The sequence below is a fragment of the Streptomyces rectiverticillatus genome, assembly GCF_013394065.1.
Taxonomy (GTDB): domain Bacteria; phylum Actinomycetota; class Actinomycetes; order Streptomycetales; family Streptomycetaceae; genus Streptomyces; species Streptomyces rectiverticillatus.
On record NZ_CP040752.1, the window covers coordinates 6607284 to 6628775 of the forward strand.

Consider the following 21492-nt stretch of genomic DNA (forward strand, 5'->3'; position numbering starts at 1 on the left):
GCGGGGAACCGAGGAGACGCCGATGTTCGAGTCCACCAGCCGCTACCGCGGGCTCCCCACCGCCACCTGGACCGGCCCGGACGGGCGGACCGTCACCTACGTCCGGCGCCGCTTCCCACCGCACCCCGAGGACCTGGTGACCGTCCGCGAGGAGGCGGTGGGGGCCGGCGAGAGGCTCGACGCGTTCGCCGCGCGGCACCTGGGCGACCCCGAGCAGGACTGGCGGATCGCCGACGCCCACCGGGTGCTGCGCCCCGACGACCTCACCGCGGTGCCGGGGCGGCGGCTGCGGATCACCCTGCCCACGGGAGTGCCGGGCACGTACGCGGTGGGGGAAGCCCCGGGATGACCCACAGCCTGCAACTGATGCTGCTCACGGGGAAGTACGTGCCCACGCCGGCGCCCCCTTCCCTCATCGACGCCCTGCGCTCCGTGCAGATCACGGCCGCGACCGAGGGGGCGAGCGGCTTCCAGCTGACGTTCGCGCTCGGCAAGCGGTCGGCCGTCACGCGGGAGATGCTTCCCCTGGGGATGCTGGACCCGCAGACCCGCATCATCGTGATGGCCGTCGTCGGCGGCATGCCGCACGTCCTGATGGACGGGCTGATCACGCGTCAGGACCAGGCGTGCGGGTCGTCGCCGGGGAGCTCCACGCTCACGGTGACGGGGCAGGACATCTCGATCGTCATGGACCAGAAGGTGCACAAGAGGTCCCACCCCGGTTCCTCGCCCCACCTGACGGTCATGAAGCTGTGTCTCGGCTATGCGCGGTACGGGATCGTGCCGGCGGCCGTTCCTCCCCTGATCGACGTGCTCCCGCCTCTGGTCAACACGCAGCCCATCCAGTACGGCACCGACCTGGCGTACCTTAAGGACCTGGCGGAGCGCGTCGGCTACGTCTTCTACATCGATTCCGGTCCGGTCCCGGGGGCCAACGTCGCCTACTGGGGACCGGAAGTGCGCGCGGGCGTGCCGCAGCCCGCGCTCACCGTGGACTCGGACGCCGCGACCAACGTCGAATCGCTGAGCTTCGGCTACGACGGCCTCGGCCGCACCACCTACGCGATCGGCATCACCGAGCCCAACACCAAGGTCACGTTCTCGGTGCCCGTCCCCGACGTCAGCCCCTTGCGGCCGCCTCTCGCGGTACGCGCCGCGCCGGCGTTCAAGGAGGAGCCGCTGCCCGACCTGACCGGCCGCTCCCTCCCGGAGATCCTGCTGATGGGGCTCGGCAAGACCGCCCGGTCCAGCGACGTCGTCACCGCCCAGGGCCGGCTGGACGTCCTGCGCTACGGGCACGTCCTGAGCGCCCGGCGCCTGGTGGGCGTTCGCGGCGCGGGCCTGACCTACGACGGCCTGTGGTACGTGCGCAGCGTCACGCACGAGATCAAGCGCGGCGAGTACAAGCAGAGCTTCAGCCTCGCCCGCGAGGGCCTCGTCTCGAACACACCGGTGGTGATCCCATGACAGCCTCGACCACGAAGCGGTTCCACGGCCTGCACCAGGGCGTGGTCGTCTCCAACGTGGATCCGCTCCAGGAAGGCCGGCTGCTGGTGCGGGTCCCCGAGGTGCTCGGCAACGAGCCCGGCATCTGGGCCTCGCCGCTCTCGCCCGTGGCGGGCGTCGCCAGCGGCATGTACGTCGTGCCGCTGGTCAACTCGGGCGTGTGGGTGCAGTTCCTGGAGGGCGATCCCCACCGGGCGGTGTGGGTGGGGTTCTGGCGCGGCGGCGCGGGGGACGTGCCCCCGGCGGCCCGCACCACCCCGCCCGGGACCCCGCAGATCGTGCTGGCGACCCCCGGGCAGAAGGCCCTGGTGATCAGCGACGCGCCGCCGCCGGTGGGCGGCGTCACACTGCAGTTCCTGGGCGAGGCCGGGCCCTCCATCAAGATCACCGCGCTGGGCATCGAGCTCTCCTGCGGGCCGGGGCTCGCCAGCATCAAGCTGGAGGGGCCGGTCGTGAGCATCAACGGCACCTCGCTGCAGGTCGTGGGGTGAGGGCGGGTCATGCCCGGACTGGTCCTGCACGCCGGAGCCGTCATGATGTGCGCTCACCCGCCGGGCGTCGTGACCCTGCCCGCGCCCACCCAGCTGAAGGTGCTGGTCGGCCTCCAGCCGGTCGCCACCGTCTCGGACGTCCTGGTGGTCGGGGGCTGCGCGCTGACCACCAGTGGGGGCCCTTTCTGCACGACCGTGCGCTGGTTCCAGTTCTCCGCCCGCGTGCTGGCAGGCGGCCGGCCCGTCCTCGTGCAACCGACACCGCCCCCCGGTCCCGGGCCGGGCACCGGGGTGCCCGCCCCCGGGCCGCCGATGGTCCAGGCCATGCAGATCAAGGTGAGAGCGAGCTGAGCGGACCGTGGACATCGACTTCCCCTACCGCATCGACGAGCGCGGCCGCACCGCGGAGACCGGCCACGCCGACCACGTCCGCGACATGGTCGAGATCGTGCTCTTCACCACCCCCGGGGAGCGCGTCAACCGCCCCGACTTCGGCTGCGGGCTGCTCGACCTGGTCTTCGCCCCCAACGGCCCCGAGCTCGCGGCCACCGTGGAGCTGACCGCCCAGGCCGCACTGCAGCGCTGGCTCGGCGACCTCCTCTCCGTCGAGTCCCTCGCCGTCACCGCCGAGGAATCGACCCTCACGGTCTCGCTGAGCTACCGGCTCGCCTCGACGGGGCAGCGCCACAGCGTCGTCGTCGACGGGGGGACCGCGGCATGAACCCCCCGGGCCTGCCGGTCTGCGACGACGAGCGGCGCCGCGCCTCCGTGCGCCGGGCCGGGCTGGCCGGCATCGACTCGGTGACCGTCGACGCCGACCAGCGCGGCCTCACCGTCACGCTGTTCGGCACCGTGCCCCCCGGCATCGACCGGCACAGCTTCCGCATCGAAGGCGGCCGGCGGGTCACCGGTATCCGGGTCGTCGGCGCCACGGTCCACGGCTGCGACGACGGCGATCCCGCCACCGAGGTGCATCTTGCCCTCGACCGGCGCGGCGACACCTCCACCTACCGCCTGCTCGCCCTCGGCCACGCCTTCGACACCCGTTACGCCACGTACGAGTTCGGCTTCCGGCAGCACTGCCCCACCGGCCTGGACTGCCGGCCTTCCGACGCCCCGCCCCCGCCCCCGGACCGCCCGGCGCCGGCCATCGACTACCTGACCAAGGACTACGCGGGCTTCCGGCGCCTGCTCCTGGACCGGCTCGCCCTGACCATGCCGGACTGGCACGAGCGGCACGTGCCGGACCTCGGCATCACCCTGGTCGAGATCCTCGCCCACGTCGGAGACCGGCTCAGCTACCAGCAGGACGCCGTCGCCGCCGAGGCGTACCTGGACACCGCCCGGCTGCGGACCTCCGTCCGCCGGCACGCCCGCCTGGTCGACTACCCCATGCACGAGGGCTGCGCCGCCCGGACCATCGTCTGCGTGGAGACCGACACGGACCTGGACACCGACGCCGGGGAATTCGCCTTCGCCGTCGTGCCTCCCGGGCGGCTCCCGGACGCGGGGCCGGTGATCGCCGGTGATGTCCTGCGGGCCCAGGGGCAGGTCTGCTTCCGGCCCCTGGAGGACCGCAGGATCCGGCTCCGCGCGGCCCACAGCCGTATCGAGCTGTGGGCCTGGGGAAACGAGCAGTGCCACCTGCCCGTGGGAGCCACCGAAGCCACCCTGCGGGACGGTGAGTTGACGGAAGGGCGCGTCCACAGGGTTCTGGATCTCACCCTCGGCGAGGTTCTGATCCTGGAGGAGGAGCGCAGCCCCGCCACCGGCGCTCGGGCCGACGCCGACCCCGCCCACCGGCAGGCCGTCCGCCTCACCCGCGTCACGCCGCGCATCGACGCCGTCGAACAGGTCCCCGTCGTCGACGTCGCCTGGGACCCCGAGGACGCCCTGACGTTCCCCCTGCACTTGACCGTCCGCGGCAGAACCGCACCCCTGGCCGTCGCCCGCGGCAACGCCGTCCTCGTCGAACACGGCCTGGACAACACCTGGGGAACGGGCGCGGCGGGCCCCGCGGCACCGGTGTTCACCGCGCCCGGGTACCGGGCCGGCGGAAAACCCTTCGCCCCGGCCCTGCCCGACACCGGCATCACCTGGTCCGCCCCCTTCCCCGATCCGGCGGACATCGCCGCCGCGCAGGCGCGGCAGCTCACGCTCTTGCCGGAACGCGCGCGCGACAGGATCCGCAATCTGCTGGACGCGGAGAGCGTCGCCGGCAGCGGCGCCGGGAAGGTGGCCGGGGACGGCAGCTCCGGGAGCTATGACGGGGACGCCACCGCGGCCGAGGACACCGCCGCCGTCGGCGACGACGAGTGCGCACTGAGGATCCTCTTCGGGGAGCGGACCCTGCGGGCGGTCGGCTTCCACGAGGACCGCAGGCGTGCCCTCGCCACCCTCCTCTCCCGCTTCGAATACCTCCTCGACGCCGAACTCCGGCGCCTGGACACGCTGATCCAGCAGGCCCGTTCCGGATACATCCTGCCCAAGGAGGACGTCGAAGGGGAGCTCGCCCGGAGCTGGGGACCGGACGCCGAGAACGTCCTTCCCGACTCCCCGCTCCTCCACGGGCCTGCCGCGCGCGCCTTGCGGACCGATCCGCGGGCCGCGCTGCCCCGCCTGCTCCTCCAGCCGGTGGCTCCCGCAGGAGGGGACGGCCCCGGGCAGGGCAAGAAGCAGAGGCCCGCGGAGGGCCGTACGCAGCAGGCCGTCCGCGGGCAGGCCGCAGGCTCCGCCCCCTGGACACCCTGCCGCGACCTGATGAGCTGCGGCCCCCGCACCCGGCACGTCGTGGCCGAGACCGACGACCAGGGCATCGTCACCCTGCGGTTCGGCGACGGGCGGGCGGGCTGCCTGCCCGCCCCCGGCACGAAGCTGCGGGCCGAGTACAGCGTCGGTAACGGCCGCATGGGGAACGTCGGCCCCGGGGCGATCAACCGGGTCGCCTTCCGCACTCTCCGGCCCGGCGGCATCACCCGCGTCCGCAACCCCCTGCCCGCCACCGGCGGCACCGACCCCGAACCCGTGGCCGACGTACGCCGCGCCGCGCCCCGCGAACCCTTCCGCAGGCTCCTGCGCGCCATCACCGCCGACGACTACGCCGCGCTGGCCCAGCAGCAGCCGGGCATCCAGCGCGCGGCCGCGGCCCTGCGCTGGAACGGCAGCTGGTACGAGGCCGACGTCGCCCTGGACGCCCAAGGCACCGCGGACGTACCCCGGGACCTGCTCGACGGCGTCCGGCAGGCCCTGCACCGCTACCGCCGCATCGGCCACGACGTCGTCACCGGCCAGGCCGTCCAGGCGCCCCTCGACGTCGCCCTGACGGTGCGGGTGGACCCCCACCACATCGCCGGGCACGTCAAGCAGGCCCTGCTGAGCGCGCTGCGCCCCGGCCCCCTGCCCGGCGGCGGACGGGGCTTCTTCGACCCCGACGCCCTGTCGTTCGGCACCCCGGTGCCCGCCAGCCGGCTGATCGCGGCGGTGGTGGCCGTCCCCGGCGTGCGGCACGCCGAAGTGACCCGCCTGCGCCGGCTGCACGGCACCGGCCCCGCCGTCCCGGACGACGGGGTGCTGCGGATGCGGCCGCTGGAGATCGCCCGGCTCGACGACGACAGCGCCCGGCCGGAGAACGGCCTGCTGGACCTCACCCTCGAAGGAGGACGATGAGCAGCCCGACCTGCCGCTGCGGCTGCCGCACCGCCACCGGCCGAGCCGGTCCGGCGCGCATCCGGAACCGGCCCGGACTGCCCGGGCTGTCCTGCCGCGCCGGCACCCACGGACAGTTCCTGGACGCCATGCTCTCCCGGCTGCCGGGCGAGGGCCACCGGCAACTCGCCCGCCTCACCCACCGGGAGACCGACGACCCCTCCGTCGCCCTGCTGGACGCCTGGGCCGTCATCGGCGACATCCTGACCTTCTACCAGGAGCGCATCACCAACGAGGGCTACCTCGGCACGGCCACCGAGCAGGAGTCCCTGACCCGGCTCGGCAGGCTCGTGGGCCACTGCCCGCGCCCCGCCCTGGGCGCCGGCACCTTCCTCGCCTACACCCTCGACCCCGGCGGCCGCACCACGATCCCGGCCGGGTCGCAGGTCAAGAGCACGCCCCTGCCGGGCGGTCTCCCGCAGACCTTCGAGACCTCGGAGGACCTCCACGCCCGCGCCGAATGGAACCAGCTGCCCGTCCGCCGGACGGAGCCGCCCGACCTCAGGGCCGAGCGCATGAGGACGGTGCGCTCTTTGGAGCTCTCCGGCATTCACGCGGGCCTGCGGCCCGGCGACCGGATGCTCTTCTCCTTCCCCACCCCGGAGGAGCCCGAAGAGTCCGTAGAGCCGCAGCCCGAAGAGCCCGTGGGCTTCGTCGTCCGCACCGTCTACGACAGCAAGGCCGACCCCGAGCACCGGCGCACCACCGTCTACTTCGCGACGTCCACGCCCGAGGACGAGTACGCCGACGCCGCGGCGGCCCTGGAACAGGCCGTCAAGAAGGCGATGGCCGAGGCGGTCGAGACGCTGCGGGACACAGTGCTCGGCCCGATCCAGGCAGTCGGCTCCCAACGGGAGTCGCGCTTCTTCGATCAGCTTTTCGAACCGCTCAACAGGCTCGACGAGCACCTGGCCGTCGCAAGGAGAAAGGGCGATCACGAGAGCGTGCTGCTGCTGCGTCCGGTCGCGGTTGCGGCCCGGGCGCTCCGGGTCGCGGCGGCCCGGGCGACGAGCTCCCCGGAACTCCAGGCCCTCCTCCACCTCGGCGAACCGCCGGCGGGGGGCAACGGCGGCGAGACCGGCAACGGCCCCGGCGCGCATGGGCTCGTCGGTCCGGGCGAGGGCAAGCCGGACGAGCGGGGCGAGCGGGGCGAGGGCAAGCCGGACGGCGGCGAGGCGGGTGACAAGGACGAGGACGGCCGGGTGCTGCGCGGCCTCACACCCGTCCTCGCAGCCCTCGCGCGTCCCCCCTCCCGTCCTCCGGCCGGACGGCGCGACCTGACCACTTCCATCGCCGACCTCTACGGCCCGGGCTCGGACGCCCTGCTCAGACTCCTGGCCGCCACCCGCCCCCAACTCGCCGGACAGCTCTACCAGGCCATGGGGGCGGCGTCCGTCACCCCGGTCGAAGAGCTCCGGGAAATCCGGTGGCTCCGGGTCAAGGCCGCCCCCTACGGCGCTACCGTCAGCAAGAATCAGGACGCCGGCGCCATCGAGGTGGACGGCGAGAACTTGCGGCAGCTGACCCTCGACGCCGTCTACGACGCGATCCTGCCCGGTACGTCGATCGTCTTGGAAAGAAAGGGCGTTCCTTCGCTCGTGCGCACGGTACAGGGGGTGACCCAGTGCGCTGTGCGAGCACGAAGCGGGGATCTGGTCTTCCAGGTGACCCGCCTGACGCTTGCGTCGGACCTGACCGCGGACTACATGGGCACGAATCGTCAGGACGCCACCGTGTGGGCCGCCGGAGAGCCCCTCACCCCCGCCGAAGTCCCCGTCACCTCCGACGTCATGGGCAGCGAGATCACCCTCGACGACACCCGCGAGGGCCTCGCCCCGGGGCGCCGCCTCGTCGTCTCCGGAGAGCGAACCGACGTCCCCTACACCACCGGCGTGCGCGGCACGGAGCTCGTCATGCTCGGCGGGGTGCGCCAGCAGACCGACCTCGAGCGCCCGGGCGACCGGCTGCGGACCACGCTCGTCCTGACCAACGAACTCGCCTACCGCTACCGGCGGGAGACCGTCGTCATCCAGGGCAACGTCGTCCCGGCCACGGCGGGCGAGAGCGTGGGGGAGGTGATCGGCAGCGGTGACGCCGCACAGTCCGGGCAGACCTTCCCCTTGCGCCGCACGCCCCTGACCTGGCTGCCCGCGGCGACGCCCACCGGTGCCGGCGGCACGCTGACCGTCCGGGTCGGCGGCGTCACCTGGCACGAGACGGACGACCTCACCGGGCTCGGCCCCACCGACCGCGGATACCGGCTGCGTACGGGCCCGGACGGCGAGGCCGCGGTCACCTTCGGCGACGGCGTCCACGGCGCGCGGCTGCACACCGGGACGGAGAACGTCACCGCCGCGTACCGCGTCGGCGGGGGCAGCGGCGGCAACCTGCCCACCGGCCAGGTCAACCAGGTCGTCAGCAGGCCGCTGGGCGTCAGCGCCGTCACCAACCCGCTCCCGGCGACCGGGGGCACGGACGCGGACGGGCCGGACGACACCCGCAGCCGGGTGCCCCTGCGGCTGCGCGCCCTGGACCGGATCGTGTCGCTGCGCGACCACGAGGACTTCGCCCGCGCCTACGCGGGCATCGGCAAGGCCTCCGCCCAGTACTGCCAGGACATCGGGCGCCGCGTCGTCCAGGTCACGGTCGCGACCGTCGGCGACACCCCCGTCGGGCCCGCCTCGCCTCTCCTCACCTCCCTCGAAGCCGCACTGAACCGCTACGGGGACCCGGCGCTGCCGGTGGTGGTGGCCCTGCGCGAGCGGGTCCTCCTCGTCGTCTCCGCAAACGTCCGCGTCCTGCCCGACCACAGGTGGGACGACGTCGAACCCGCCGTGCGCCAGGCCCTGTACGACGCCCTCGGTTTCGCGCGCGCCGGACTCGCGCAACCCGTCCACCTCAGCACCGCCGTCGCCGCGGCCCAGGCCGTCCCCGGCGTCGACCACGTCGACGTGGACGTCTTCGGGGGCATCCCGGACGACATCGACACCGTCGGGCTGACAGGCCTCGCCGAACAGCTCACCCGGGCGGCGCCCTGCGTCCCGGCCCGCCCCGCCGGGTACCGGGAGATGCTGCACACGGTCGCCGCGGGAGACACCCTCACCTCCGTCGCCCTGCGGTACGGGCTGAGCCTCGGCCGCCTCGTCACCCTCAACCCCGCTGCCCGGCCCGACGCCCTGGGGGAGTCCGCGCCCGAGCTCGTCATCGGCCGCGGACTGCGCGCCGCCCAGCTCGTGGTCCTCGACCCCGCCGTGCCCGAAACCCTCGTCCTGCGGAGGATCCCGTGAACCCGGACCGGCTCTACGCCCTCCTGCCCGCCGTCCACCGCAGGATGGACGAGCGGAACGGCGGGCAGTTGCGCGCGCTGCTGTCCGTCATCGCCGAACAGGCCGGGGTCGTCGAGGCCGACATCGAGCGCATGTACGACGACTGGTTCATCGAGACGTGCGACGAATGGGTCGTCCCCTACCTCGGAGCCCTCATCGGCTACGCCCTCCCGCCCGGCGCGGCCGCCGCCCTCGCCGGGGGCACGGAGGGCGGCGACCGGCTCCTCGCCTCCGCCGTGCCGCGCCGTGAAGTCGCCGACACCGTCGCCAACCGCCGGCGCAAGGGCACACTGGCCCTCCTGGAGGACCTCGCCGCCGACGTCGCCGGCTGGCCCGCGCGCGCCGTCGAACACCGGCGGCTGCTCGCCCTCACCCAGCCGGTACGCCGCTTCACCGCGGACGATCACGGCACCGCACGCCGGCTGCGCCGCGGCGGGCTGGCCGACCTCCGCCGGACCGAGCCGCTCAACAGGACCGACGGCCCCTTCGACGAGCTCGCGCACACGGCCGAGATGCCGCGCGCTTGCGGGACCCGGCGGGCCGGCCGGTACAACATCCCCGGACTCGGGCTCCACATCTGGCGGTTGCAGGCCCACTCCCAGACCCGCGCCCCCGCCTTCTGCCTGGACCGGGCCGCGTACCGCTTCACCTTCAGCGTGCTGGGCAACGACACCCGGCTGTTCACCCTTCCGGTGCCCGAGCCGTCGCCCTGCCACATCGCGGGCGAACTCAACGTCCCAGCACCCATCGGCCGGCGCTCCCTCACCGAGCGCCTCCACGACTACTACGGGCCCGGCAAGAGCATGTGCGTGTGGGAGGGCGACGGGGACGGGCCGCCGGTGGCCCTGGAGCGGATCGTCTCCGCCGACCTGTCCGGCTGGGACTACCGGACACCGGAGGGAAAGGTCGCCGTCGACCCCGTCCTCGGCCGCATCGCCTTCCCCGCCCGGCAGGCCCCCGAGCAAGGCGTCCGGGTCACCTACCACCACGGCGCCGCGAGCGACATAGGAGGCGGCGAATACCCGCGCCCCTACGCGGTGGTGCCCGAGGGCGAAAGCTCGCCCTACCGCGTCGGCCCCGGCGAGACGTTCGCCCGGATCACGGACGCCGTCGAGCAGTGGCGTGCCGACCACGACCGGTGGCGCGCCGGGTCGGCACCCCATCAGGGCGATGGACCGCACCAAGGCCGCTTCCGGATCGTGCAGCGGACCGCCCCGCCGCCGCGGGATCCCGGGCCGCGGCCCTCCGACGTCATCGAGATCAGCGGCAACGACGTCCACCAGGACGTCCTCGACATCTCCCTCCACCGGGGCGACCGGCTCGTCCTGCGGGCCGCCGACGGCGCGCGCCCCGTCCTCCGCCTCCTCGACTGGTCCGGCAGCCGCCCGGACGCCCTCCGCATCACCGGCACCGGCACGGGGGAGGGGCCCCCGCCCACCCTCACTCTCGACGGCCTGATGGTCACCGGGCGCTGCATCCGGATCCACGGCGACGTGGGCGGCCTCCTCATCCGGCACTGCACCCTCGTGCCGGGCTGGGACCTCGACGAGCGGTGCCGCCCGCGCGAGCCCGAGGAGCCGAGCCTGGAGCTGGTCGACACCCCCGCCGACGTCCGCGTCGAGCACAGCGTGCTCGGAACGGTCGTCGTCCGCCGGAACGAGCCGTCCGACGAGCTCCAGCGGATCCACCTCTCCGACAGTGCACTCGACGCCACGGCACGGACCTCCGCCGCCCTGACCGGCCCCGAGGACCGCCAGGCCCTCGCCGTTCTGACCGCCCACCGCACCACCGTCATCGGCACCGTGCACGTCCACTCCGTCGACCTGGTGGAGAACTGCCTGTTCGACGGGGACGTCCACGTGGTGCACGGGGCGGCCGGCTGCGTCCGGTTCTGCTGGCTGCCGCCCGGCTCCCGCACCCCGCGCCGCTTCCACTGCGAACCCGAGCACTCCGGCACGGCCGTGGCGGCACCGCTGCGCTTCACCAGCACCCGCTACGGGACTCCCGGATACCTCCAGCTCGCCGACGGCAGCCCGGACGCGATCCGCCGCGGTGCGGACGACGGGTCCGAACCCGGCGCGTTGCACGACCTCTTCCAGCCGCAGCGAGAGGACAATTTGCGCACGCGCCTCGCCGAGTACGCCCCCGCCGGCTGCGACCCGGCCCTCGTCTTCGTCACCTGACCCCTACCCGACCTGACCCCTCGCGGTTCACCCAGGGAGCCCGAACACCCATGCAAGGCGACTTCTCCCGCGTCACGTTCGACAAGGACCGGCGGTTCTCGGCCGTCCTGGCCCAGCAGGGACGCGTCCAGCTCGATGCCGACCTCAACGAGCAGACCGCCATCCTGATGCACTACATGCGCACTCTCGTCACCGACCTGTTCGGCCCGGCCGTCTACCCCGCCGGTCCCGAGGGGAACCTCGCCGGGGGCTTCAAGGTCGCGTTCGAGAACGGCACCTTCTCCGTGACGAGGGGCCGTATGTACGTCGACGGCATCCTGTGCGAATGCGAGAGGGGAACCGACTACCAGAGCCAGCCCGACAGCCCCCTCGACCCGGACCGGAAGCCGGATTTCCCCTCGTCGTTCCTGGTCTACCTGAGGGTCTGGGAACGGCTGGTCACCGCGGCCCAGGAGCCGTCCCTGCGGGAGGTCGCCCTGGGTCTGCACGGCCCCGACACGAGCGCGCGGACCCGCGTCGTCTGGCAGCTCGACTGGATGCCGGCCGACGGGAGCATCTTCCCCCTCAAGCCGGGCCCCTTCCTCGCAGGCAGACTCGAGGAGCGGTTCAAGCCCCGCGGGACGCTCGCCGCCAAGGTCGCCCGTCCCGAAGAAGGAACCGCCCCGTGCGACCTGCCGCCGGAGTCCGGTTACCGCGGCCCGGAGAACCAGCTCTACCGGGTGGAGATCCACCAGGGCGGCACGGAGGGCACCGCGACGTTCAAATGGTCCAGGGAGAACGCCTCTGTGGTCCTCCCGGTCCGATCGGCCGCCGGCGCCACGCTGGAGCTGGAGTCCCTCGGCCGGGACGGACGGCTCGGCGTGGAGGCCGGGGACATCGTCGAGGTCGTCGACGACGCCACGGTCCGCCGCGCCGCCGCGGACGAGATCCTCAAGACGTCCACCAGCTTGTACCGCGTGCTGGAGGCCGACCACACCGCCCGGCAGGTCGTCCTGCACGCGGACCCCTCCCAGGACCGCCACCAGCCGGGCCTCGGAGCCGACCCCGCCCTGCACCCCGTACTGCGCCGCTGGGACCACCGCCCGGAGCCGGCGAAGCCGGAGAAGGCGCAGGAGGGGACCGATGACCAGCGGCAGGCGAACCGGCACACGCTCCCGGTCGAACAGGACCGCTGGATCGACCTCGAGGACGGCGTCCAGATCCGCTTCGGTGCGGACGAGGACGAGAAGAAGCCGCAGAAGTACCGGACCGGTGACTACTGGCTGATCCCGGCGCGAGTGGTCACCGGTGAAGTGGAGTGGCCGAAGGACGGCCAAGGGGAATGGAGCCAGGAGGAGCCGCACGGTGTCGGCTACCACTACGCCCCGCTGGCGCTGGTGATCAAGGCTGACGGCGCGGACAAGCACAAGGTGAGCGATGCCCGCACGCCCCTGCGGCAGCCGCCCCCGCACCCCACGGGCCCCGGCCGACCCGATCAGCCCGATCAGCCCGACCAGTAGGCCGCGCGGGCGGGCCCCGGCCCGTTTCGGCTCACATCCGGATGGCAGCCGGAGGTGGAGGCACGGCATGCTGCCTCCACCGGCACCGACTCACCCCGCATCCGATGGGAGTACGAGCATGGCCGTCAACGCACGCATCAGACGCACCCTGTTAGCCGTCACCGCACTCACCACGACCACCGCTCTCCTCACCTCCGCACCACCGGCCACGGCCCGCACGCACCCTCCGCGTACGGAGCGGGTCAGCACGGCGGCCGACGGCACCGAGGGCGACGCCCCGTCACACTCGCCCTCCGTCAGCGCCGACGGCCGTTACGTCGCCTTCGATTCGGAGGCGTCCAGCCTCGTGCCCGGCGACACCAATGACGCCGGTGACGTCTTCGTACGCGATCTGCGCACCGGCGTCGTGCTCCGCGCCGGTCTGGGTGACGACGGACGCCAGGCTCAGGGCGGGAGCCGGCGGGCGACGCTGAGCGCGGGCGGCCGTCACGTCGCCTTCTCCTCCCGCGACGCCGCTCTCGCGCCGGGCGAGCGGCCCTCCACGGGTACCCATGTCTACGTGCGCGACCTGCGCACCGGGCGCACCGAAGCGGTCAGCGTCGGTGGGGACGGCGCACCCCTGCTGCACGCCCGCCCCGCCGCCCTCAGCGCCGACGGCCGCTACGCCGCCTTCATCGCGCCCGTTCCCCACCACAACCCGCACTTGGGCGGCTCCGCGCTCTACCTGCGCGACCGCGAGCGCGGCACGACGGAGGTGATCAGCCAGCCCTTGGAGGAGCGCCTGGACGCGCCGGCGGTCGGCTCGGTCTCCCTCAGCGCGGACGGCCGGTACGTGGCGTTCGGTGCGGACGCGCCGAGGATCTCCACGCGCAGCGATGCGTACGTACGGGACCGCGTGACCGGCGAGCTGCGCAAGGTGGACCGGTTGCCCGGCGACGAGCGGCCGGTCAGCAAGTGGATCAGGCAGCCCTCGCTGAGCGCGGACGGCCGCTATCTCGCCTACCTGAGCTACCGGGACGGTGGCGAGCGGCCCACTCCCGTCACGCAGTGGGAGGTCTTCGTGCACGACCTGCGCACGGGGCGGACGGTCACCGCGAGCACCGCACCCGACGGCGGCCGGCTCGACCGTACGGCGGGCGAACCGCAGATCAGCCCAGACGGGCGCTATGTCGCCTATGCCACCGGGGCGTGTGCGACCGCGGAGACCGGCTGCCGCTCCGCGCTGTACCTGCGCGACCTGCGGCGCGAGGGCCCCGGCGCGACGCGCCGGATCAGCGTCGCGGTGGACGGCGGCTTCCCCGACCGGCCCGCCGAGTCGCCCGCGCTCGCCCTCGGCGGGCACGTGGTGGCCTTCGCGTCGTACGCCACGAATCTCGTGCCCGGTGACACCAACGGGGTCAGTGACGTCTTCGTGCGCATGGTCATGATCAGTTAAAAATGTCATCATTCTGTGAGAATCGGAACCTTCCGCGTCACCCACCTCATCTCTCCGGGCGCCACAGAAACGACGAGGGCCCGCGTGAGCCCCCGGCACCGGAGTGAGGTCCCTTCGATGACGTACAGCCCGCCGACCACCGACCGGACCCGGCGAGGGCGTCCGTCCCGCACCAAACGCCGGGTCGTCGCCGCGGCTTCCGTCGTCGCCCTCGGCCTGGTCGCCTGGCCGGTCATGTCCTACTTCGAGATCCCGCCGTTCACGGACAAGGGCGACCCGATCTCCTTCGGCAAGGAGGCGGACGGGAAGGGCGGCGACCGGGCGCCGGGCTCGAAGGCCTTGATGCCCCTGGGGCCGGACGCCGGCTTCAAGGTCTCCGGCACGGTCCCCGAGGACGGGTCCAAGGTCGCCGTGACGACGTACGAGGGCAAGAAGTCCGGCTTCAAGGGCAAGGTCTGGGTCTGGGCCCCCAAGGAGTACAGCGACCCGAAGTACGCCAAGAGCGGCTTCCCGGTGCTGATAGCCCTGCCCGGCGGTTCGGGCTTCCCCAACAACTACTGGATGGGCTCGGACCTCAAGCTCCAGGCCTCCATATCCAAGTGGGCGAAGGAGGGCAAGAGCCTGCCCTTCATCATCGCGATGCCCGTGCTGAACCCGGAGAACCACGACAAGGACCCGAAGGACCCGAAGCTGGGTCAGTACTGGGACGGCAGTGACATCCCGGGCGAGCCGAAGATGGGCACCTGGCTCACCGAGGACGTCCCGCAGCTGATCAAGGAGAACTTCCGGACCATCAAGTCCCGCGACGGCTGGGCCTTCATGGGCTCGTCCACCGGTGCCTCCGCGGGCCTGAAGTCCGTGCTCCAGAAGCCGGACAAGTTCAAGGCCGTCATAGCCTCCGGCCCCGACATCGTCCCCGACTCGCGCCTGTGGGCCGGCCACGCGAAGGAGAAGGCGGACAACAGCTCCGACGTCCTGGCCCAGCGGCTCATCGCGAGCAAGGGCCCGGACGTCTACCTGGCCCTCCAGGTCGGCTCCAGCGAGCCGGTCAAGCCGCCGATCGACCGTTTCGTCGACAAGTACGGCAACAAGGGACCGGTCAAGACGAAGTACCACGTGATCCAGGGCGGGGAGCACAACGCCGCCAGCTACGTGCCCAACATGGAGACCGGGGGCCTCATCCAGTGGATCAGCGAGCACATGCAGGGCCCCACGTCCTGATTCCCTTGGTGCCCTGATTCAGGGGAGGGTCACCTTCAGGATGCGGCCCGAGGCTTCCACCACGAACAGGGCGTGCCGGGCGCTGTGTTCGCCGAAGCCGCGGGCCACCCGGACGCTGCTGGGCATGTGCAGCCCGCTCGCCAGGACGCAGGAGCGGCCGGTGTCCGGGTCCACCCGGATGAGCTGACCGTCGCGGAAGGACGCGACGACCAGGCTCCCGTCGACGTACGTGAGGTCGTCGAGGAGCTTGATGTCCAGGAGGTTCCTGCTGAGGCGCGTGACCGTCGTACGGCGCGCCGGGTCGTTCAGCGGGATGCGGTAGACCGGGGAGGAGGTGTCGGTGATGGCACTCGCGTACAGCTGGTCGCCGACGATCTCCAGGCCGTTGGCGCCGAAGACGTCCGCGGCCCGGGTCCACTCCTCGTCCTTCGTGCCGTCCGGGCGGACCTTGACGATTCCGGTGGCCAGCTCGCGGCTGAGGTAGAAGTTGCCGGCGGCGTCGACGGCCAGGCCGTTGATGCCCCGGATCCCGCCCACGACCTTCTCGGGCTTCGGGGTGGCGGCGGCCGGGTCGAAGCGCATGATGCCGCCGTCCGTCGCCAGCGGGCTCACGCCGTAGTTGACGTACATCATGCCGTCGGGGCCGCGCCGGAGACCGCCCGGGCCGCTCACCGGGAAGCTCGTCTTCAGCGTTCCGTCGGGGGCGTATCCCTCGACCCGGTTCTTGACGATGTGGGCCACCCAGAGGGTGCCGCGGCCGTCGAACTCCAGGTTCTCCCGCCAGTCGAGGACCGGTATGCCGCCCTTGCGGAACACCTCCACGCCCGCCTGCTGCTCGCACGACCCGAGGGCCGCCCCGGCCGGGGCGGCCGGTGCCCCCGCGGCCGCCGCCGGCACCTGCGAGCCCCCCGCCAGGAGCGCGGAGACCAGGCCTGCCGCGAAGAACACCTTGCGCATGCGCATCGTCATCGCCTCTGCCGCCCCATCCTGAGTCAGATTTTTCAGCTCAACTGACGCTTGCCACAGCTCAGTTGACGGCTACTATAAAAAACGAAGTAGTGGCTATCAATAGAGAACAACAGGGAGCACCAGGGAAGGCAAAGGTAGGCGCGTATGGGACGTAGCTACGACCAGTTCTGCCCTGCCGCCCGGGCCCTCGACGTGATAGGGGGCCGCTGGACCCTGCTGATCGTGCGCGAGCTCCTGCTCGGGCCGAGGCGCTACACCGACCTCGTCGCCGGCCTGCCCGGCATCGGCCCGAACGTGCTGGCCGAGCGGCTGCGCGAGCTGCGCGAGGCGGGCGTCGTGAGCCGGTCCCGGGTGCCGCCCCCGGCCGCGTCGACGGTGTACGAACTGACCGCGCTCGGCGAGGCGATGCGCCCGGTGGTCGACGAGCTCACCCGCTGGGGGCTGCGGTTCCTCGGCGCGCCGCGGCCCGGCGAACGCTTCCGGCTCGGCTGGCTGCTCGGCTGCGTGCGCGCCGGATTCCGGCCCGAACTCGCCCGCGGCCTGCACGAGACGTACGAGTTCCGCGTCGACGGCGAGGTGTTCCACCTCCGCGTGGACGACGGCACGCTCGACGTCCGGCACGGCTCGGCCGGGGACGCCGCGTGCGTGGTCAGCACGGACCTGGCGACCTTCATGGCCGTCGGCGCCCGGCTGCTGGCCGTCGAGGACGCCGTGGAGCGGGGGATCGCCCAACTGGAGGGCGGGCTCGACGCCGTCGCCCGCGCGGTCGCGATCCTCGGCGCCCACCTCGAAGCCACCAACGGGCGGTACGGCGTCATAGGGGCCGTCGGGGCCACCTTCCGGCCGGACGCGGCCCGCGGCGTCCACGAGACCTACGAGTTCCGGATCGGCGACTTCCTCTTCCATGCACGGGTCGACGAGGGAACCGTGGAGATGAACCAAGGCCCCGCCTCCGACCCCGCCGCGACGCTCATCACCGACCTCGCCACCCTGCTCCAGCTCGGGGCGGGCACCCTGACCCTGGAGGACGCCTTCGCCGGCGGCTCGGCGACGGCCGAGGGCGACCCGGAGGCGGGCCTGCGCATGGCCGCGGCCTTCGGCGTGGTCCTGGACGGCAGCGAATAGAACCCATTCATCCCGGACGCGTCATCCCGGACGAGTGATCGGAACTGCTCCATGGCATCGAGCCCCTTCCGAAGACCGCCGGCGCGCAGGCCCCTGCCCGCCGTACGCCTGCCCGTACGCCTGCGGCGTGTCACCGTGGCCCTCGCCGCTCTGGCCGCGGCCCTCCTGGCGCCGGGCGTGCCGTCCGCGCAAGCCGACGAGCCCGCCCCGCCGGAGATGACCGACGGCTTCGGCCTCCCGGACGGCGGCCGCAGGGGCTGGTACGCCAACTGGCTCGACCAGAAGACCGCCGCCGGTGCGCAGAACTGGGAGAACTTCCACATCAACCAGGTGATCCCGTTCATCGACGCCAACCTTCGTACCGTCGCTGCCCGACAGGGGAGGGCGGTCGGCGGTCTCTCGATGGGAGGCTTCGGTGCCCTGCACTAGGCCCAGCGGCATCCGGCGCTGTTCAGCCAGGTCGCCACGCTCTCCGGGGCTAGCGACCTCTCGCGGACCAACGCCGTCATGCGCGCCGCGGTCGTGGCCACGCTGACCAACATCGGCGCTCCGCTCTGCGGCAGCTCCAACCCCACCTGCAGCCTCGACCTCGGGCCCACGGTCTCCAGTGACGCGATCTTCGGCACGCCGTATCCGGTGTTCGACGCCGACTGGCGCTGGAACGCGGCCGACCCGTCCTCGCACATGGGCACGCTGGCCGGCATGAACATCTCGATCTACACCGGCGACGGCAACGGTGACGCGGGCGAGATGGAGTTCTGGGTCCGGTCGGCGGCTCAGCATGCCAAGGACGGCCTGGACGCCCTCAAGTACCCGTATCACTACGTGGACTACGGCAACGGCGCCGGCTGGGGCAGCAACTGCAAGGGCGGCCACACCAGCGGCTGCTGGGCACAGGACCTCGTCGACCTCGTGCCGCGCCTGGAGGCGGCCTTCGCCTCCGCGGCCTGTTTTGGACGGGCGTCAGGTTCTCTCCTGCATCAGGAGTCACAGCACACAATGGACCAATCAGAGCAGGCCTCCTGAAAACCGCCACATATTTGACTCGTGTTTGACCCGTGAACTCTGGCGCATTTGCGCGAGGTTCAGGGGAAGGGCATTAGTTAGTGTGGGCGGTGGTGTTCGAGGTGGGAGTGACCAGCTATGGGGGCGCACGTGCTCCACGCGGCCGGTAGGCATCGGAATCACCGAGGGGGCTCAGGGATGATCAGCCAGGATCTGGTCGAGCAGCTGATGCGGTACGGGACGTCCACGGTCGGCATCATCACCGCGGCCGGGCGGAGCGGCGTGAACCTCATGTCCGCGGAGTGGACCTACCTCGTGGCCCGGCGGCCACCGCACTTCGCCGTCGGCTGCCAGATCAAGAACCACACGACGGGACTCATCCTGGAGCGGCGTGAGTTCGGCCTCACGCTCTGCGACGCGTCCATGGCCTCCCTGGCGAACTTCGCCGGCACGTTCACCGGCGCCGAGATAGACAAGAGCTCGGCGTCCGGCCTGCGGCTGCGCGAGCCGGTCGTGACCGGCACACCGACCGTCGAGGGCGGCACGCTCAGCGCCGAGTGCCGGGTCCGGTCGGTGGTGGACCTTCCCGACTACGCGCTGATCGTCGGAGAGGCCGTGTGGATGGCGGTCGATCCGGCGCGCAACGCCACCCCCCTGGTCAAACACGGGAGCATGTACGAGCTCGGCGAGCGGATCCTCAGCCGGGAGGTGACCGGCTCCGCCACCGCGTTCCCCGACGGCACCGTGCGCCTGTGCGCCTCCGCGCAAGGCGTCGACGACCCGGAGCAGCCGGTGGCGTGGACCGTCACCCTGTCCCCGGGCACCGGCGGCCCGGAAATCCCGGTCGGCACCGTGCGCGATGGCGAGGACCTGGACGTCGTCATCGAGCTGCCACGAACCCCCCTGCCGGGCGACGCACTGATCGTCGCCCGCCCTGACTGCCGGCCCGTACGCGTCGCGCTGCCGACGACGTGACCGGTGGACCCTGCCCGACCATCGCGCTGGAGGGAGGTGAACAGTATGCGTAAGGCCGTCCGCCGCTACACGCTCGCGGTCAAGTAACCGCGAGCCAGGCACCGCATAGCGATGACAGGCCCGGAAGCCCCCTCGTCCGGGGCTTCCGGGCCCCTCCGCCGACGACGCCGGGAGAAGAGCACACTCATGAAGCTTACTCAGCGCGCCGCCAGGGTGGTCCGGGTCGAGGGCCACGGGCTTCTCGTCACCGACATCCGCGGCGGCCTCCACCTGCTGGACGAGGATTTCGAGCTGATCCGCTCCGGCCGCAACCCCGAGTCCGTCGCGCCGGTCTATGCGGTGACCACCTCGGGCGACTTCGTCTACACCAAGGACGCCCGCGGCACGGTGACCCAGTGGAGCCTGCCGTCACTGCACCCGGTCAACTCCCTCGACGCGCACCACCTGCGAGGAGACGGCGAGTACCTGGAGGGCGAGGAACCCTCCACCCTCATCAACCGCGGGATCTGCGTCTGGCAGGACAAGCTGTACGTCAACAACGGCTACATGGAGATCGCGGTCATCGACGCGCGGACCTTCGACCTCATCGAGGTGCGGCCCTCCATCACCGACCACTTCCTCGAGTGGTTCTGCACCGAGCGGCCCGGTGAGCAGTGCGTCGCCGACAAACACGGCAACCTCTACATCGGTGACCTCGCGAGCTTCGACTTCCCCGTCCACGTGCGGCTGGACGACAAGCTCAACCTGCACCGGGTCCGCTACGACCGCCGTCACGACCGGTACTGGGTGACGCAGGACGCCGGCGAGGACGAAGCCCTCTACGTCGCCAACGGGGTGGTGGTCATCAGCCCGGACGGGCGGATGCTGCACAACTTCAAGTTCGCGGCCGACGACGTCGAGGCCCTGGAGTTCGACGACACCTTCTCGTTCGCCTTCTGCGCGGGTTTCGAAGGCGAGATCACCGTCTTCGACAACCGGGAGAGCGAACCGCGCATCGTGCGGACCATCGCACCGTTCCGCCACCAGATCACCGACATGACGATCACCTCCCGCGGCCACCTGGTGGTGCTCACCCAGGACGGGCAGATGGAGCGGGTCTCCCCGGAGGGCGAGCGGCTGGCACGCCTCGACTTCGACAGCCGGTGCGTGTGGGACATCCAGCCGGACCCGCTCACCGAGGACGGCTACCTCGTCGCGACGGACACCGGGGTGCTCGCCGTCGAACTGACGGACGTCGAAGCCTCCCACCCGAACGTACGCGTCAACCGGCGATGGGACCTCGGCCTGGGCTTCGTCCGCCGGGTCCGCCCGCTCGCGGACGGCACGTTCCTCGGCGTCACCCGGTCGGGAAGCCTCTTCCGCCACGACCGGGACGGAGCGCCCCTCTGGCGGGTCCCCTTCGCACCGCACCTGCACGACCTGAGCCCCGACGCCGACGGCGAGCGGGTGCTGGTGGCGGCCAACGAAGGCGCCTTCGAACACGACGCGCGCACCGGAGAGCGGTTGCGCAGGCTGGACGTGGCCGGGCTGGTGGCGTGGACCTGCGCCTACGGACCGGCCGGAGAACTGCTCTTCGCCACCCGCAACGGAGTCGTCTTCTGCTTCGAGCCGTCCGGCGAGCAACGCTGGCGGCTGGAACTCGGCGGCTACTGCAAGCGGATGCAGCGCCACGAGGACACGGTCCTGGTGACCGGGGGCGAATTCGGCGTCAAGGCCGTCGAGGTGGCCACCGGCAAGGTGACGGGCCACTGGTTCGACATGCTGGAGAACACCGTCGAGAGCGCGACGGTCATCGGCGACCGGCTGTACGCCACGTCCTACGGTCTGCAGATGGCGGTGTACGAGACGCGCTCGCCCGAAGTGCTGGGCGTCGTCGAACCCTTCCAGGACTTCCCCAAGGCCCTGGCCAAGCGCACCGGCCGGGAGGGCTCGCCGCGCGACCTGCTGCTGGTGGGAGGACGCGGCGGCTTCCTCCAGATACGGGACGTCACCGAGGAGGGGCCCCTGCTGCTGCGCACGGTCTATCTGCCCGCCGGATACGGGAAGTGAGAC

General features: G+C 72.2%; 17 protein-coding genes. 16 read left to right on the forward strand and 1 reads right to left on the reverse strand.

The features are described from left to right. Window positions 1-22 precede the first annotated feature (22 nt). From FGW37_RS28705 to FGW37_RS28755, 11 genes are all read left to right on the forward strand, one after another. Window positions 23-349, forward strand: a complete 327-nt coding sequence (locus FGW37_RS28705; RefSeq protein WP_179083726.1) for a LysM domain-containing protein — start codon at window positions 23-25, stop codon at window positions 347-349. Continuing rightward, window positions 346-1467: a hypothetical protein gene (locus FGW37_RS28710; protein ID WP_179083727.1), complete on the forward strand. Its 1122-nt coding sequence runs from the start codon at window positions 346-348 to the stop codon at window positions 1465-1467. The genes FGW37_RS28705 and FGW37_RS28710 overlap by 4 nt, the downstream gene beginning before the upstream one ends. Continuing rightward, window positions 1464-1997, forward strand: coding sequence for a phage baseplate assembly protein V (locus FGW37_RS28715; protein WP_179083728.1), 534 nt, complete (start codon window positions 1464-1466; stop codon window positions 1995-1997). Before FGW37_RS28710 ends, FGW37_RS28715 begins: the two co-directional genes overlap by 4 nt. A gap of 9 nt (window positions 1998-2006) precedes the next feature. Continuing rightward, on the forward strand, window positions 2007-2348 hold the full coding sequence (locus FGW37_RS28720) for a hypothetical protein (RefSeq protein WP_179083729.1): 342 nt from the start codon (window positions 2007-2009) through the stop codon (window positions 2346-2348). Window positions 2349-2355: 7 nt separating this feature from the next. Continuing rightward, window positions 2356-2718: a GPW/gp25 family protein gene (locus tag FGW37_RS28725; protein WP_179083730.1), complete on the forward strand. Its 363-nt coding sequence runs from the start codon at window positions 2356-2358 to the stop codon at window positions 2716-2718. Next, window positions 2715-5663 (forward strand): putative baseplate assembly protein, encoded by a 2949-nt coding sequence (locus FGW37_RS28730; protein ID WP_179083731.1) that lies wholly within the window; start codon window positions 2715-2717, stop codon window positions 5661-5663. The genes FGW37_RS28725 and FGW37_RS28730 overlap by 4 nt, the downstream gene beginning before the upstream one ends. Continuing rightward, on the forward strand, window positions 5660-8989 hold the full coding sequence (locus tag FGW37_RS28735; RefSeq protein WP_179083732.1) for a putative baseplate assembly protein: 3330 nt from the start codon (window positions 5660-5662) through the stop codon (window positions 8987-8989). Before FGW37_RS28730 ends, FGW37_RS28735 begins: the two co-directional genes overlap by 4 nt. Next, window positions 8986-11211, forward strand: a complete 2226-nt coding sequence (locus tag FGW37_RS28740) for a hypothetical protein (RefSeq protein WP_179083733.1) — start codon at window positions 8986-8988, stop codon at window positions 11209-11211. The genes FGW37_RS28735 and FGW37_RS28740 overlap by 4 nt, the downstream gene beginning before the upstream one ends. 50 nt (window positions 11212-11261) lie before the next feature. Beyond that, window positions 11262-12710 (forward strand): DUF6519 domain-containing protein, encoded by a 1449-nt coding sequence (locus tag FGW37_RS28745; protein ID WP_179083734.1) that lies wholly within the window; start codon window positions 11262-11264, stop codon window positions 12708-12710. A 118-nt stretch (window positions 12711-12828) separates the two neighbouring features. Then, window positions 12829-14145 carry a TolB family protein gene (locus FGW37_RS28750; protein WP_179083735.1) on the forward strand — a complete coding sequence of 439 codons (1317 nt, stop codon included), beginning with the start codon at window positions 12829-12831 and terminating at the stop codon, window positions 14143-14145. A 117-nt stretch (window positions 14146-14262) separates the two neighbouring features. Next, the gene (locus FGW37_RS28755; RefSeq protein WP_246430611.1) at window positions 14263-15366 is read left to right on the forward strand and encodes an alpha/beta hydrolase; all 1104 of its coding nucleotides are present in this window, start codon (window positions 14263-14265) and stop codon (window positions 15364-15366) included. Window positions 15367-15384: 18 nt separating this feature from the next. Here the strand turns inward: FGW37_RS28755 and FGW37_RS28760 are convergent, their stop codons facing one another. Continuing rightward, window positions 15385-16329 carry an SMP-30/gluconolactonase/LRE family protein gene (locus tag FGW37_RS28760; protein WP_179083736.1) on the reverse strand — a complete coding sequence of 315 codons (945 nt, stop codon included), beginning with the start codon at window positions 16327-16329 and terminating at the stop codon, window positions 15385-15387. 150 nt (window positions 16330-16479) lie between these two features. On the opposite strand from FGW37_RS28760, the gene FGW37_RS28765 reads away from it, so the two are divergent. The 5 genes from FGW37_RS28765 to FGW37_RS28780 all read left to right on the forward strand — a co-directional run bounded on the left by FGW37_RS28765 (window position 16480) and on the right by FGW37_RS28780 (window position 21489). Beyond that, window positions 16480-17460 (forward strand): winged helix-turn-helix transcriptional regulator, encoded by a 981-nt coding sequence (locus FGW37_RS28765; RefSeq protein WP_179083737.1) that lies wholly within the window; start codon window positions 16480-16482, stop codon window positions 17458-17460. 51 nt (window positions 17461-17511) lie between these two features. Then, the gene (locus FGW37_RS34240; protein ID WP_425506606.1) at window positions 17512-17889 is read left to right on the forward strand and encodes an alpha/beta hydrolase-fold protein; all 378 of its coding nucleotides are present in this window, start codon (window positions 17512-17514) and stop codon (window positions 17887-17889) included. A gap of 78 nt (window positions 17890-17967) precedes the next feature. Beyond that, window positions 17968-18486 carry a hypothetical protein gene (locus FGW37_RS34245; RefSeq protein WP_425506607.1) on the forward strand — a complete coding sequence of 173 codons (519 nt, stop codon included), beginning with the start codon at window positions 17968-17970 and terminating at the stop codon, window positions 18484-18486. A 177-nt stretch (window positions 18487-18663) separates the two neighbouring features. Further along, complete coding sequence (locus tag FGW37_RS28775) at window positions 18664-19440, forward strand: flavin reductase family protein (protein WP_179083738.1); 777 nt, start codon at window positions 18664-18666, stop codon at window positions 19438-19440. A gap of 186 nt (window positions 19441-19626) precedes the next feature. Beyond that, window positions 19627-21489, forward strand: a complete 1863-nt coding sequence (locus FGW37_RS28780) for an outer membrane protein assembly factor BamB family protein (RefSeq protein ID WP_179083739.1) — start codon at window positions 19627-19629, stop codon at window positions 21487-21489. The last annotated feature ends 3 nt before the right edge of the window (window positions 21490-21492 follow it).

Excerpts from the sequence above, each read along its gene's own strand:
- FGW37_RS28750 (WP_179083735.1), top strand. The coding sequence starts at position 12,829 with ATGGCCGTCAACGCACGCATCAGACGCACCCTGTTAGCCGTCACCGCA.
- FGW37_RS28705 (WP_179083726.1), top strand. The coding sequence starts at position 23 with ATGTTCGAGTCCACCAGCCGCTACCGCGGGCTCCCCACCGCCACCTGG.
- FGW37_RS34240 (WP_425506606.1), top strand. The coding sequence starts at position 17,512 with ATGGCATCGAGCCCCTTCCGAAGACCGCCGGCGCGCAGGCCCCTGCCC.
- FGW37_RS28760 (WP_179083736.1), bottom strand. The coding sequence starts at position 16,329 with ATGCGCATGCGCAAGGTGTTCTTCGCGGCAGGCCTGGTCTCCGCGCTC.
- FGW37_RS28715 (WP_179083728.1), top strand. The coding sequence starts at position 1,464 with ATGACAGCCTCGACCACGAAGCGGTTCCACGGCCTGCACCAGGGCGTG.
- FGW37_RS28735 (WP_179083732.1), top strand. The coding sequence starts at position 5,660 with ATGAGCAGCCCGACCTGCCGCTGCGGCTGCCGCACCGCCACCGGCCGA.
- FGW37_RS28755 (WP_246430611.1), top strand. The coding sequence starts at position 14,263 with ATGACGTACAGCCCGCCGACCACCGACCGGACCCGGCGAGGGCGTCCG.
- FGW37_RS28730 (WP_179083731.1), top strand. The coding sequence starts at position 2,715 with ATGAACCCCCCGGGCCTGCCGGTCTGCGACGACGAGCGGCGCCGCGCC.
- FGW37_RS28710 (WP_179083727.1), top strand. The coding sequence starts at position 346 with ATGACCCACAGCCTGCAACTGATGCTGCTCACGGGGAAGTACGTGCCC.
- FGW37_RS28780 (WP_179083739.1), top strand. The coding sequence starts at position 19,627 with ATGAAGCTTACTCAGCGCGCCGCCAGGGTGGTCCGGGTCGAGGGCCAC.
- FGW37_RS28775 (WP_179083738.1), top strand. The coding sequence starts at position 18,664 with ATGATCAGCCAGGATCTGGTCGAGCAGCTGATGCGGTACGGGACGTCC.
- FGW37_RS28720 (WP_179083729.1), top strand. The coding sequence starts at position 2,007 with ATGCCCGGACTGGTCCTGCACGCCGGAGCCGTCATGATGTGCGCTCAC.
- FGW37_RS28765 (WP_179083737.1), top strand. The coding sequence starts at position 16,480 with ATGGGACGTAGCTACGACCAGTTCTGCCCTGCCGCCCGGGCCCTCGAC.
- FGW37_RS34245 (WP_425506607.1), top strand. The coding sequence starts at position 17,968 with ATGCGCGCCGCGGTCGTGGCCACGCTGACCAACATCGGCGCTCCGCTC.
- FGW37_RS28745 (WP_179083734.1), top strand. The coding sequence starts at position 11,262 with ATGCAAGGCGACTTCTCCCGCGTCACGTTCGACAAGGACCGGCGGTTC.